This window comes from Variovorax glacialis, from assembly GCF_051216375.1.
GTDB lineage: Bacteria > Pseudomonadota > Gammaproteobacteria > Burkholderiales > Burkholderiaceae_C > Variovorax.
Window position 1 is genome coordinate 23,482 of the sequence record NZ_JBPJZT010000011.1, and the last position, 13,245, is coordinate 36,726.

Consider the following 13,245-nt stretch of genomic DNA (forward strand, 5'->3'; position numbering starts at 1 on the left):
CGAGGGCACCAGGGCCCTCAATCCCACCGGACCCGCACGCCCAGGCTGCCCTGCACCGACGAACGGACCCGGGCATTGCCCGAGACGTCGAAGATGTGCCCGACTTCGCCGTAGAGGCTGGTCGTCGAGTTCAGCGCCAGCGTCATGCCCGCGGCCACCTCGGCCGAGGTGTGGCCGGTGCCGGTGGGGATCTCGGTGACCGCCGCCGGCGTGACGAAGCGCGCGACGTCGGTGCCGGAGCCCGCGTAGTACAGGTTGACGCGTCCATAGGGCTGCAGGCGTCCCACGCCCGTCATCATGTCGCCCTTGACGCGCACGCCGAGCCGGCCGATCAAGCCGGCATCGGTCTGCTGCTGCACCAGCGCGCCGCCAAGCTGCAGGTCGTCGAAGGTGCTCTTCTGGTAGCCCAGTTGCGCCTGCGGCTCGATAGTCCAGCCCTCGGCGATGGCGAAGGGCCGTCCCACTTCGATCGAGGCCGTCAGGCTGCTGCCCTTGCCCGAGACCTGGGGGTTGAGGTCGGGGCGCAGTTCGTAGCGGTGGCTGCCGCCTTGCAGCACGATGTCGGCATAGCACCCGTTCGCGTCAGTCCAGGTCGCATAGCCGCCCAGGTAACGCGACTTCAGGCGGTTGGAGCCGACGGGCCCGATCTCGCCATGGGCGTTGCCCGTGACGTCCACGCCGCCCTCGAGGTAGCCGGCGTACAGCCCGGCGCGCCACGACGAGTCCGACCACAAGTCCATGCCAGCCTGGAATCCGCTCAGGGAACCGCTGCTCTGGGACTGGGCAATGCCTTGCTGGCGGATATCCACGTCGGTGTAGATGGCACGGCCCCACGCGCGCCGGTCGAGTTGGTTGGGCGTGACGCCGCTCGCGGCCCTTGTCGCGTCGTCATCGCCCATGCGGAGGTGCAGATTGCCGAGCATGGCCGCGTCGCCCTGGCGCGACTGGGAAGCGAGTGCCGAAACCATCGGGACCTCGGCACGGTAGGTGGGAACGACCACGGGAGGTTGTGGTGGCGGTGCCACTTCGCCCACCGGTGGGGTGGTCGGTGGGACTGTCGGCGGCGCCGGCGGCGCGACAACGTTGGTGGTCGAGCGCAGATACCAGTTCTCCCCGGCCCCATTGGCATCGGCGGCGTAGAGACGGTATTCATAGGCGCCGACGTCGATGTGCGGCGCCGCCATCACGGCGCTTCCGTTTGCTATGCCGGGGAGAGTCGCGCCGCCGCCAAGCGCGAAGGCGTCCTTGGTCGTCTGCGCGGTCGTGGTGGCGCCGTTGCGCGCGCTGATCACCTCGATGCCGTTGCCGGCCGTGAGTGCGCCCAGGCCGGCGATATTGGTGATCTGCACCTTGGTCGTGCCGCTGGCGCTGGCGCCCGGGCCATCGAGCACGAGTCGATCGCTCGCGCTGGCACTGTCCCCGAGCGCCGTGCCCATCAGCAGCGTGCCGCCGCGGCCGACATAGGGACCGGTCACCGTGAAAGTCCGGCCCGGCGTGCTGCTGAGCAGTTTGACGGTTCCGGCGTTGTCCAGGCTTGCGACGGCCTGGTCGAGCCCGGAGGAGTCGATCGTGCCACTCGTCCCCACGATGTAGGCCGAATTGGGACTCAAGGCGTTGGCGAGGCCGGTCTTGAGGGTGCCCGCCAGGACAGTGGTCGGTCCGCTGTAGGTGCTGGGGCCTGTGAGCGTCAGTGAAGCGGCGCCAGTCTTGATCAACTGTCCGTCGCCGCTGATCGGGCCGCTGAACAGAGTGTCCGTGGTGTTGTTGGCTGTCAGCGCGGCTGTGCCAAGCGTCACCTTGCCTGCGCCGGACAGGTTGTTGGCAATCTGGTCGAAGTTGTTCAGGTCCAGCGTGGCGCCGCTGGCGATGGCGACCGCGCTGCTGTTCGCGAATGCGTTGGCGACGCCGCCCTGCAAGGTGCCGGCGTTGATCTGGGTGGGCCCTGTGTAGGTGTTGACGCCTGTGAAAGTCAGGGTGCCCGTGCCGATCTGCCCGACCGTGCCCGAACCGCTGATCACACCGGGGTAGACCAGGTCGTCGCTGTGATGGAAGAGCAGTGTGCCGCCGTTGTTGGCGATCGGCCCCGTGATGCTGCCGCCGGTGCCCGCTCCGCCGTCGCCGACCTCCAGCGTTCCACCGGTAAGGGCGACACCATTGGGGAAGGGTGTCGGCCCCGTCAAGGTGGTGCGTGGCGCGCTCAGCGACATCGTGCGCCCACCGAAGGTTGCTCCTGCACCGAGGATCAGGTGATTTTCGTAGTTCCCCGACATGATGATGCCGTCACCCCCGGCGCCAAGAAGTGCGCCGGAGATTTCAAGCGTCACCGGGCCGGTGGCCGTGGAAGGGTTCTCGATGGTGCTGCCGGCCGCCAGCGATGCGCCGCTCGCGAGGCGAAGCGTTCCTTCGAGAAGCTGCCAGTTCTGGGCCTGGGCGGCGCTGTTCGTTCCGGTCAACGTCCAGGTGCCAGACTCTCGCTTTTCGAAGGTCTCGAAGGCACGGTACTGCTGCGTCGGCCCGACCGATCCGACGTCGAAGGTCCCGGCCCCCGTGCCGCCCAGGACCAGCGTGTCTGTCCCTCCGCCCGCATCGACATAGCCGGTGATGACCGAGGTCGGCTCCAGGATGAGTGTGTCCGCGGCACCTCCGAAACTGATCACCCCCTGGGCGGCGCCGCCGGCCCCCGAGATCGTCCCGCTGTTCCGAACGGTGGAAGCCCCGGTGTTTGCGATCGCAAAGCCGCTCGCATCGCGGGTCTGGATGGTGCCCCGGTTCGTGAGATTCAGATCGCCTGCTGCGGTGATGGCCCGGCCGAACGCGGAGATGAGGCCCGTGGACTGGTTGTCGATCGTGGTCGCGCCTCCTCCCGTGACATTGATGGCCGCGCTCGCGTCGTCATTGATGGTCCCCGTGTTCACGAGGTGAAGGGTGATTCCGGCGGTCACCGCTTCGATCGCGTTCGATCCGGCACTTGTGGAACCGGCGCTGATGGTGCCGTTGTTGGTGATGGAATAGCTTCCGGCAGCGCGGAGCCCGACCAGGTCGTAGCCGGTGGCGCTTGCGTTCGCGAGCGAACCGTTGTTCGTCAGGGACCAGCCGTCAGCGGTGACGGCAACGAAACTGCTGGTCGTGTTCCCGGCAGGGGCTTGGTCGCCATTGAACTCGGCGCCTGAATTGATGACCAGGGATGTGTTGGCTCCGCTGAAAATCGTCCATCCGGTGAAAGTGGCCGGGCTCAGGATGCTGAGCGTGCTGCCAGGCGTGCTCACCGTGCATCCGTCCGAAACACTGCTGCCGATCGTTCCGCCGGACGCCGAGCATTGAGCGAAAGCGTGCGGTATTAATGCAAACGAAAGCACCGCACTGAAGATGCCGCCAGCGACGGTTCGGCCCGAGGAGCGCAGGCTGCTGCGCTTGCCGCGTGCCGCAACGCATTCGCTCACTGCGATGCAGGTCCCGGAAAGTTCATCCCAGACCGACTTGTAAATCCGGTTCATTGCGTGCCTCTTGGAGTTGGAACGGCACGCAGTTTCTGAACGCGGCCACCGGCTCGCAACTCCGCCGATTAAGGCGCGACGCCTTGATCGACGAGGTGGACACCGGCCGCCGCGGTGATAGGAAAACCGCCTTTGCTAGCCAGGTGAGTGAGACCGCGTGACAATGCCCAGCATCATGAATCACACGACGATTCGACGGGCATTGCTCTGGGTGTGGTTGCTTCTGCTACCGGCCATCGCGCTGGCGCAGACGCAACTCGGCAGCGCCGCGGCGATGCATGCCAAGCACGACGCGGTGAAGAGCCAGCTCGAGCAGAACGTGTTCGGCCGCCCGCTGGCGCTCGAATCGACCGAAGCTTCGGGCCAGCTCAGCGGCAACATCTTCGCGGTGGTGAGCTACCCCTTTGATCAGGTGAGCAGCGCCCTGGGCACGCCGGCCGGCTGGTGCGAAGTGCTGATGCTGCACCTCAACACCAAGCATTGCGCTGTGCGCGAATCGGGTGGCGCCAAGACGGTGGCCGTCGCGGTCGGCCGCAAGTTCGACCAGCCGCTGTCGGAGGCGCAGAAGGTCGATTTCGTGTGGCAGCCAGCCACCGTGTCGCCGGACTATTTCAGCGCACGCCTGAGTGCGGACAAGGGGCCGCTGTCCACCCGCGACTACCGCATCGAACTCGAGGCGACGCCACTGGACGGCGGCAAGACCTTCATCCATCTCGGCTACAGCTATGCGTACGGGACCGCCGCGCGGATCGCCATGCAGGGCTACCTGTCGACCATCGGCAGCGACAAGGTCGGCTTCACCTCGACGGGCACCAGTGCATCCGGCGAGAAGGACTACGTGGGCGGGGTGCGGGGCGTCGTCGAGCGCAACACCATGCGCTACTACCTCGCGATCGATGCCTACCTGGGCGCGCCCGACCCTAAGCAGCTCCCCGCGCGTCTCGCGACCTGGTTCGACAGCACCGAGCGCTATGCGCGCCAATTGCACGAGGTAGACCGGAATGACTACCTCACCATGAAGCGCAACGAATACAAGCGCCTGACGAGTGGAGGCTCCTAGGAAAGCACCCTTGCGTTCCAAATCGATACACATGTATCCTTGTGTGTCTGAAAAGGACGGTGCCCCATGGATCTTGATTTCCACCTGCACAAGGTACAGGCCCTGAGCCCCAAGGCCGCGAAGATCGCATTGCGCATGCTGGACCGCGACCCGCGCGTCCCCACCGAGTGGGTGATGTCGCTGCGGCCGGCCCTGGTGGACCGAAGTAGCGACTCCGCCTCCTTCGGCGGCACCGACTGGATGACCATCGCCGCCATCGAGCGGCCCGGCATCCGGCGCTTCACCGAACATTTCGAGAGTCGCGAGCAGCGTCACGCGCGCCTGTGGGTGCTCAGCCTTCGCACGGCCGCCAAGAAGCACGACCACGCCGACCCCGACGCGAGCATCTACGGCGCGCTATAGCGCCATCAGTCGCAGTCGTACGAACTCGCCGCGAGCGGGTCCGTGCCGGTGAAGACCGGCTTCTTCGGGTACATGCAGATTGGCCGTGTGGCCTCAACGGGGCTGGCCGGCGATTTTTGGGACACGATGTCGATCCGGCTCGGCGGCTGGCCCTCTTCGACCCAGGTCGTCAACGCCACGTAGAACTGGTCGATGGTCGGCATCGGAATCGTCGCGGCCGCGTTGGTCGTGCCGTTGGCAAAACCGTGCGCCATGCCCGGGACGAGGAAGAGCCGGTAGAAGTTGCCGACCACCTGCTCCCCGCCCATCTTCGCCGTCAGCCGGCTGTAGTAGTTGAGCGTGCCTTGCGGCGGGATGAGCGTGTCGGCCAGCCCGTGGTAGACGAGCATCTTGCCGCCGCGCGCCGCGAACGGCCCCAGGTCGCTGTTGTCCGTGTTGATGTTGGCGAAGGACGCTTGTAGCGACACGCCCTTGTCGAACGCGTTGGACAGGTCGAGGTACGACAAGGTCTTCCAGCGATCCGTGCCGCTGCCGGTGGCGTTGTAGAAACCGGGCGTTGCGATGCCTGGGCTCTGGAGCTCCAGCGCCACCATGTCGCTCGCGATGGTGAAGGGCGATGGCCCGCCGAGGGCGCCGATGTTGGTGCCCCGCGTCAGGCCGTACCAGCGCTGCGTGCCTTGCGGTTCGAGCGCCGTTCCGTTGTCGGTCGAAGGCGAGGGCACCGAGCCGTCGGCCGTCTGCCCGTACCAGATCTTGTTCATCGCCACGGCCTGGGCCTGTGTCACGCAGTCGCCCGCGGGCGCGTTGCCGCCGCTCGATGCGCAGAGCACGTTCAGGTCATGCGTCGGGTCATAGCGGCAGGCCAGCGGGTCCGGGATGTAGCCGAGGTGCGCGTTGCCGACCGTGTCGCAGGCATTGATCGCGGCATTGCCCAGCGCCGCGATCTGCCCGGTGCTCAAGGGCACGCCGCCGAGGTCGCGCTGGTAGACGATCTGCGGATAGAGCTCCGAGGTGATGAACCTGGTCCAGTTGATGGCGGGCGCGCCGGCCAGGATGCCGTCGAAGTCGGCCGGGTTGGCCTGTGCCTCCATGTGGCCCTGTCGGCCGCCCGTCGAGAAGCCGTTCCAGTACGCGTGCCTGGCCGCCACGCCGTAGTAGGCCTGCGTCAGGGCCTTGGTCTTCACGGCCATCTCGTGGATGCCGCGTTGCGCGAAGTCGTTCCAGAGCACCGTGTTGATGGTGCCGTCCGGATTCATGGCGAAGGAGCCTCCGTTGATCGCGTTGGCATGGCCCGTGTCGGTGCTCGCGGAGACCGCGCCTTCGACCATCGCGGTCGTGGCCGGCGCGCCGGAGGTGCTGCCCGCGATGCCGGCGAGCGCCGTCAGTGAAGTCTGCACGCCGCCAGCCCAGCCGCCGCCGCCCTTCACATGGATGCGCTGGTTCCATTTGCTCTCGCTGGGCAGCCAGACCTCGATGCCGATGCCCTGCGAAGTGGATGGCGCATCCGCCGGGCCCGGGTTGCCTGGCCGGACCAGCAGTTTCACGACGCACACGTCGCTCGTGGCCATCGGCGTGCTAGCGGTTGGCGTGCCCGAGAGAACCAGCGGATCGCCGGCCTTGAAGGACTTGACGAGCAGGACCTGCGTCAACGCGTCCGGGGCGAAGCGTGTCTTCATCGTGTCGTCGCAGGTGAGCTTGGCCTGGGCGGGGAGGACCGGGAAGGCGCCGCCCCCGCCACCTCCGCCGCCGCCGCACGCCGCCAGTCCGCCCGCCAGGAAAAGACAAGCCAGCCGGCCCAATGCCCGTGCCCGGGATTCAACGCCGCAAGAGATGCGCATGGATGCTTTCTTGAGAATCTGGTCGGCGCCGGCAAGGTGCCTGGCGCCAGAGGCTTTTGCCTTTCCTGCGCTTTGCGAAACGTAGGAAATCGCCCAGCGGTGGTCCCTCCGCACACCTACACCCGGACATTCAGGTCACCACAGCGGCGTCCTTTTGATCCAGAATCGCCGCCCATGGGCGAACTGATTTCACGCAGTGTTCACGAAGCGAGGGCCCTCTGATGGGGGCGCTGCATCGTGCCGGCCGCAAGGCATTGGTGCTCCAGGGCGGCGGCGCGCTCGGGTCCTACCAGGCGGGCGTCTACGAAGCGCTGAGCCATCAGAAGGGCAAGCTGCAGTGGGTCGCCGGTGTGTCGATCGGGGCGATCAACTCGGCCCTGATCGCCGGCAATGCGCCTGAGAAGCGGGTCGAGCGGCTTCGCGAATTCTGGGAACTCGTCTCTTCCAGTCCATCGCAGCAGCTTCCGTCCTGGATGGCCGAGCGGGCGGTGCTCAACCAGTGGAGCGCAAACCTCGCCACCCTGTTCGGGATTCCCGGATTCTTCCAGCCGCGGGCGTCTCCCTCGTTGCTGATGGGCGGCGCGGCGCCGCTGCAGAGCTACTACGACACCGCGCCGCTCCGGCTGACGCTCGAGCGCCTGGTCGACTTCGACCGGATCAACGCGCGCGAGATGCGCTTCAGCGTCGGCGCCGTCAATGTGTGCAATGGCAATTCGGTCTACTTCGACAACATGGTGCAGAAGATCGGGCCCGAGCATGTCATGGCCAGCGGCGCGCTGCCGCCGGGCTTCGCACCGGTGGAGGTCGACGGCGAGTTCTACTGGGACGGCGGACTGGTGTCGAACACGCCGCTGCAATACGTGCTGGACAGCCATCCGCGCAGCGAGGCGCTGGTCGTCCTGCAGGTCGACCTGTTCAATGCGCAGGGATCGCTGCCGGCGACGCTGTCGGACGTGCTCGGCCGGCAGAAGGACATCACCTATTCGAGCCGCACCCGCATGAACACCGATGTGCTGGCGGCCAACATGAACCTGCAGCAGGCGATTTCGGACCTGCTCGCCAAGCTGCCGGCCGCCTTGCGCAAGGACGCGAGCGTGCAGGCGGTGCGCGAGCAGCTCTCGCACGAGCCGATCGACATCTTCCACCTGATCTACCGCGACAAACCCTATGAGCGCGAATCGAAGGACTACGAGTTCTCGCGTGCCACGGTCGACGAGCACTGGCAGGCCGGGGCACGCGATATGCAAGCCACGCTGGACCACCCCGAATCGCTGCGCAGCGATGCGCAGAACAACGGCGTGACCACCTACGACCTGAGCGACCCGGATGCCATCCAGGTCAAGCGGCCGCTGATTCAAGAAAGCCCGAAATGAACATTGAAGACGTCAAGCGCACCGCCTTCGCCATGCCGCTGACGAACCCGGCCTTTCCGCCCGGGCCTTACCGCTTCGTGCGGCGCGAGTTCCTTATCGTCACGTACCGCACCGACATGGACGCGCTGAAGTCCGTCGTGCCCGAGCCGCTCGAAGTGGTGGAGCCGCTGGTCAAGTACGAATTCATCCGCATGCCCGATTCGACCGGCTTCGGCGACTACACCGAATCCGGGCAGGTCATTCCGGTGCAGCTGCGCACCGAAAAGGGCGTGGAGCAGGGCGCCTACGTGCACGCCATGTACCTCGACGACCATCCGCCCATCGCCGGTGGTCGGGAGCTGTGGGGCTTTCCGAAGAAGCTGGCGTCACCCGTGCTCGACTACGAGACCGATGTCGTGGTCGGCACCCTCGACTACGGCAAGGTGCGCATCGCGAAGGCCACGATGGGCTTCAAGCACCGCACGCTCGAACACGCACCGATCCTTGCGGGCATCGCCCAACCCAACTTCCTGTTGAAGATCATTCCGCACGTCGACGGCACGGCCCGCATCTGCGAGCTGGTGCGCTATCACATGGTCGATGTCACGCTGCATGGGGCGTGGTCGGGGCCGGCATCGCTCGAACTGCATCCGCATGCACTGGCACCGGTGGCCGACCTGCCGGTGCGCAAGGTCGAATCGGCCGTGCACTACATCGCCGACATGACCCTCGCGCTCGGCACCGTCGAGTACGACTACCTCGCCTGAGCGCCGCGCCGGGTCTTGATCAGGCTGCTGCGGCTCTTCTGCACCTCCGCCAGCATCTTCAGTTGCTCGGCACAGTCGGCCGGTGCGGCGACCAGCACGAAGGGGCTGCGCCGCAGGGCCGTGATGGTCTTCTCGACTTCCACCGGATCGCGATGCTTCGAGACCAGTCCCGCGGCGACGGCCGCCTTCGACTGCCTGAAGAAGGCCTTCTCGTAGCCCGGCGTGCCGCATCGCGCGGCGATCACGCGGTAGTCGGCCTCCTGCTGTTCGCTGGACAGGACGGCGCCCATGCTTCCGGTCGACTGCGCTGCCGCCGTGAAAGGCAGCGTGACAGCCAATGCCGAGAAGATGGCTCCGATTTCGATGCGCGTTTTCATGTGTACCCCCTGAGTCATAACGCTTGTTGCGCGTTTCATCCTAAGGGGGCGCCCACGTGTTGTGCCATCTGCCATGTGAACTATTGCGGATCGGATGGGCCTTTCGAGACCCGGTGTCGCGTGCCCGCCATTGCCCCAAGGTGCAGGTGCATCTGCCCGTTGGGCCAATTTGCAGCTTTCACGACCTCCCCCCAAGATCGGTGCGTCGCCGAACCGGCCCCGGGTCTCCGTGCATGTACCAACCGCTGTATTCACCGTGGAGGACGCCATGTCCCTAGCGGAGCGCTGCATGCGGGTGGCGACGGCCGTGGCGTCGCTCGGCGCCTGCAGTGCATGGGCCCAGCAGAGCGATTCGGAACTGCAGAAGCAGCTCGTCAATCCGGTGGCCGACATCGTGACGCTGCCGTTCCAGTGGACGACCAACCTCGGCGCCGGCCCGTTCGACAAGCCGCAGCACACGCTCAACATCCAGCCGGTCTATCCCATCAAGCTCGACGGCGGCTGGTCGCTCATCAACCGGGCCATCGTCCCGCTGCTGTCGAACCCGGCCGTGCTGCCGGGGCAGGGCCGCACGAACGGCCTGGGCGACATCACGTACGAGGGCTTCATTGCGCCGCCGCCCGGGGAGAACGGCCTCATCTGGGGCGTGGGCCCGGCCCTGATCATGCCGACGGCGAGCAACGATCGGCTGGGCCAAGGCAAGTGGTCACTCGGTCCCGCCGTGGTCGGCCTCAAGGAATCCGGCGCCTGGAGCGTCGGTGCGCTGGTCACCCAGGTGTGGTCCTTCGCGGGCGACAGCGACCGGCCCAACGTCAGCGCCTTCTCGCTGCAGCCGATCGTCAGCTACCGGCTGGACGCGAAGCAATCGATCGGGTACATCGGCATCATCACGTCGGACTGGAACGAAAAACGATCGAGCCAGCGCTGGACAGTGCCGCTCGGCGTGTCATATTCGCTCCTGGTCAAGCCGGAGAGCTTCGTGCCGATGAACTTCGTGGCCGGCGCAGGCTACAACGTCGTCCGGCCGGACAATGCGGCGGATTGGTTCGTGCGCTTCCAGGTCAATTTCATTCTGCCGAAATGAGGAGCCCAACATGCGAGTCAGCGAGGGAATGAGGGGGGTGGCGGTCGCCGTGGCGATGCTGGCGGCGATTCCGGCGATGGCAAGGCCGCTGGACATCTACAACGGAATGCGCGACCTACCGATCACGCACTTCAAGCAGGCCGACATCGATCTGATGACCCAGACCGTCAATCGCGCGATGGACAGCGGCGCGGACGGCGTCACCGTCAAATGGGAAAGGCCCGGCACGTCCAACAGCGGCTCGATCACCCCCGCCAAGGATCCGCAGGGGCGTCCCGGATGCCGGATGGCGCGCATCGAGAACACCAGCGGCTCCCTCCAGAACACGGCCAACTACATCCTCTGCAGGAACCAGGACAAGCGCACCGCCAAGGCCACGCCCTGGAAGGTCGTGGGTCTTGCCAACTGAATCGAGGCCGCCATGAACCTGCGCTCGGTCCTGCTGTTGCGTGGCGCGTTCGGCGTGCTCTTCGCGCTGTACCTGCTGATCGCGCCGCCGGCGGCCCAGCCGGAGCAGCTGCTGAGCCGCAACGGCTACTTCGGGATCATCGATGGCGCCCTGGGCGTGACCCTGGCGTTCGCGCTGAACAAGTATCCGCCGGCCCGATGGCTCTTCGCCCTGGCGCTGGCCGATGCGCTGGTGCGCATCGTGGCCGGCGTCGTCGCCTTCGCCTATCCGAACCTGGAGGAGCGCATCGTGGGCGCCCTGGCGTTCTTCGGCACCCTCATCACCGTGTGCATTGCGCTGGGCATCGTGGGGCTGATCATCGTGATGATGAATCGCGGCGCCTCGCCGGCAGGGCCGCGCGAAGGGGCGACGGCCGCGGCCATCGCGAGCGCGTGCACGCTGGCCTTCGGCGTGGCCCTCATGTTCGGATTCTCGACCCTCGACGGTCGACGAATGCTCGTCGGGCTCTTCGCGCTGGCGTTGGGGCTGACGTTCCTCGTCACGGGCTTTCGCCTGAAACGCCCATGATTTCTTTCCCTGACCGATCCCATAACTTCGAAGGAGCGAACTCATCATGAGCCAATTTTTTTCACGCATCGTGGCCCTTGCCCTGGTCCTCGTGCTGGCGGCCTGCGCGGCGCCGCAATCCAGCAGCTCGATGGAGGTGCGGCAGGGCGTGATCGAACAGATCATGCCGGCGGACATCCAGAGCCCGTCGCACACGGGCGTGGGCGCGGTGGTCGGCGGCCTCGCCGGCCTGGGCATCGGCAGCCTGATCGGCGGCGGCACGGGACGCGACGTGGCGATGGTGCTGGGCACCGTCGGCGGTGCCGTTGCCGGCGGCGAAGTCGCGAAGCGCTACGACCGTCCGCAGCCCGGCCAGCAGATCATCGTCCGCACCAAGAGCGGCGTGCTCGTGACCGTGACCCAGCCGATCAACCCCGGCCTGCGTGTCGGGCAGCGCGTCTACATCGAAGGCGCCGGCGAGGGCGCGCGCGTCCTGCCGCAGTGATCGTGATCGACCGGGCGACGTGAGCTGAAGCACTTGGCCACGTTGCGCACGGTCCTCGGCGGCGTCCTGATCGCCGCCTGCCTGGCGGGCTGCTCCTCGGTGCGTCCATGGATGAACGCGCCGCTGGTCGCCGCCAACGCAAGCCCCGCGCCGATCGCGGCATCGCCCGATCCGAGCCTGGTCGTCGCGGTGACGCTCTCGGGCGGCGGTGCGAGGGCGGCCGCCTTCGGCTATGGCGTGCTCAGCGAACTGCACCGCACCAGCTTCCACTGGAACGGCCGGGACACCGACCTGCTGTCGTCCACGGACGTCATCACCGGCGTCTCGGGCGGCAGCATCCTCGCGGCCTACTACGCGGCCTTCGGCGCCAACAAGCTGCCGGATTTCGAGCGCGACTTCCTGCGCGAGAACTTCCAGGACAACCTCATCACGCAGACGCTGCGCCCGACCCATCTCTACAAGCTGACGTCGCCCTGGTACGGGCGCAGCAACATCCTCGCGGAGCGCCTCGACCAGCTCTACGAAGGCCGCACCTACGGCGACATCGAGGACAGCCCGCCACGCACCCAACTGATCATCGCGGCGACCGACATGTCGCTGGGCACCGCCTTCGAGTTCACGGCGGAGCAGTTCGCGTTGATCTGCTCCGACCTGCGCAGCGTGCCCCTGGCCTTCGCGGTGGCCGCATCGTCGGCGGTGCCGATCGTGCTGAGCCCGATCGGGCTGAAGAACTATGCGGCGGATTGCCGTGCCAAGGGCATCGTGCCGCCGGCGATGCTGGGCGAAGGCATGGACTACCGCGCGCGCATGTACCGGTCGCAGGCCAAGAGCTACCTCGACGCGAAGCGGCGCCCCTACATCCACCTGGTGGACGGCGGCCTCGCCGACAACCTCGGCGTGCGCCGGTTGCTCGATCGCGCGCTGGTCGGCGGCGGTCTCCGCAAGAGCCTGACCGAGGTGGGGCTGCCGCCGGGCAGCGTGCGCAAGCTGGTGCTGATCTCCGTCAATTCGGAGCGGGACCCCGCCGACAACATCGACGCGGAGGACAAGGTGCCCAGCCTCACCCAGGTCGGCGATGCGCTGCTCTTCGGCACCGGCTCGCGCGCGACCATCGAGACGCAGGAATACCTGGCCGACATCACGCACCAGTGGCGGGCGGACCTCAAGGCGCATCGCGGTGATGGCGTCGATGCCTTCGCCGCCGATGCGGAAATCCACGTGGTGACGGTCAACCTGCGCGATGCGCCGGAAGGCGAGACGCGCAGCCAGTTGCTCCAGACGCCGACGGCCTTCTCGATCAGTGGCTGGGAGGTCACGCAACTCATCGGAGCCGGCCGCGATGTGCTGCGGCGCTCGCCGGAGTTCCAGGCCCTTCTGAAGTCGCTGGGCGCCAAGGCGGACTGAGCCGCCC

At 66.8% G+C, this 13,245-nt stretch carries 12 protein-coding genes; 9 read left to right on the forward strand and 3 right to left on the reverse strand.

From position 1 onward, the window contains the following. Positions 1-17: 17 nt before the first annotated feature. Positions 18-3,494 carry an autotransporter outer membrane beta-barrel domain-containing protein gene (locus tag ACSFBL_RS25145; protein ID WP_435518541.1) on the reverse strand — a complete coding sequence of 1,159 codons (3,477 nt, stop codon included), beginning with the start codon at positions 3,492-3,494 and terminating at the stop codon, positions 18-20. Between the two features lie 175 nt (positions 3,495-3,669). On the opposite strand from ACSFBL_RS25145, the gene ACSFBL_RS25150 reads away from it, so the two are divergent. Together ACSFBL_RS25150 and ACSFBL_RS25155 are read left to right on the forward strand one after the other, a co-directional pair. After that, positions 3,670-4,554, forward strand: a complete 885-nt coding sequence (locus ACSFBL_RS25150; protein WP_435518542.1) for a hypothetical protein — start codon at positions 3,670-3,672, stop codon at positions 4,552-4,554. Between the two features lie 66 nt (positions 4,555-4,620). Next, the gene (locus tag ACSFBL_RS25155) at positions 4,621-4,956 is read left to right on the forward strand and encodes a hypothetical protein (RefSeq protein WP_435518543.1); all 336 of its coding nucleotides are present in this window, start codon (positions 4,621-4,623) and stop codon (positions 4,954-4,956) included. 5 nt (positions 4,957-4,961) lie between these two features. Here ACSFBL_RS25155 and ACSFBL_RS25160 read toward each other — a convergent pair whose 3' ends face one another. Continuing rightward, positions 4,962-6,794, reverse strand: a complete 1,833-nt coding sequence (locus tag ACSFBL_RS25160) for a tannase/feruloyl esterase family alpha/beta hydrolase (protein WP_435518544.1) — start codon at positions 6,792-6,794, stop codon at positions 4,962-4,964. Between the two features lie 221 nt (positions 6,795-7,015). On the opposite strand from ACSFBL_RS25160, the gene ACSFBL_RS25165 reads away from it, so the two are divergent. Together ACSFBL_RS25165 and ACSFBL_RS25170 are read left to right on the forward strand one after the other, a co-directional pair. Further along, positions 7,016-8,167, forward strand: a complete 1,152-nt coding sequence (locus ACSFBL_RS25165) for a DUF3734 domain-containing protein (RefSeq protein ID WP_435518545.1) — start codon at positions 7,016-7,018, stop codon at positions 8,165-8,167. Further along, entirely contained in the window at positions 8,164-8,913 is a 750-nt protein-coding gene (locus tag ACSFBL_RS25170) for an acetoacetate decarboxylase (RefSeq protein WP_435518546.1), read from the forward strand. Before ACSFBL_RS25165 ends, ACSFBL_RS25170 begins: the two co-directional genes overlap by 4 nt. Here the strand turns inward: ACSFBL_RS25170 and ACSFBL_RS25175 are convergent. Then, the gene (locus ACSFBL_RS25175; RefSeq protein WP_435518547.1) at positions 8,901-9,290 is read right to left on the reverse strand and encodes a hypothetical protein; all 390 of its coding nucleotides are present in this window, start codon (positions 9,288-9,290) and stop codon (positions 8,901-8,903) included. The genes ACSFBL_RS25170 and ACSFBL_RS25175 overlap by 13 nt on opposite strands. A 268-nt stretch (positions 9,291-9,558) precedes the next feature. On the opposite strand from ACSFBL_RS25175, the gene ACSFBL_RS25180 reads away from it, so the two are divergent. From ACSFBL_RS25180 to ACSFBL_RS25200, 5 genes are read left to right on the forward strand one after another with little or no spacing between them, the layout of a single operon-like run. After that, positions 9,559-10,374: a transporter family protein gene (locus tag ACSFBL_RS25180; protein ID WP_435518548.1), complete on the forward strand. Its 816-nt coding sequence runs from the start codon at positions 9,559-9,561 to the stop codon at positions 10,372-10,374. 10 nt (positions 10,375-10,384) lie between these two features. After that, on the forward strand, positions 10,385-10,783 hold the full coding sequence (locus ACSFBL_RS25185) for a hypothetical protein (RefSeq protein WP_435518549.1): 399 nt from the start codon (positions 10,385-10,387) through the stop codon (positions 10,781-10,783). A 12-nt stretch (positions 10,784-10,795) separates the two neighbouring features. Further along, positions 10,796-11,350 carry a hypothetical protein gene (locus ACSFBL_RS25190; protein ID WP_435518550.1) on the forward strand — a complete coding sequence of 185 codons (555 nt, stop codon included), beginning with the start codon at positions 10,796-10,798 and terminating at the stop codon, positions 11,348-11,350. 46 nt (positions 11,351-11,396) lie between these two features. Further along, positions 11,397-11,834, forward strand: coding sequence for a glycine zipper 2TM domain-containing protein (locus ACSFBL_RS25195; protein WP_435518551.1), 438 nt, complete (start codon positions 11,397-11,399; stop codon positions 11,832-11,834). 33 nt (positions 11,835-11,867) lie between these two features. Further along, positions 11,868-13,238 carry a patatin-like phospholipase family protein gene (locus tag ACSFBL_RS25200; protein ID WP_435518552.1) on the forward strand — a complete coding sequence of 457 codons (1,371 nt, stop codon included), beginning with the start codon at positions 11,868-11,870 and terminating at the stop codon, positions 13,236-13,238. Positions 13,239-13,245 lie beyond the last annotated feature (7 nt).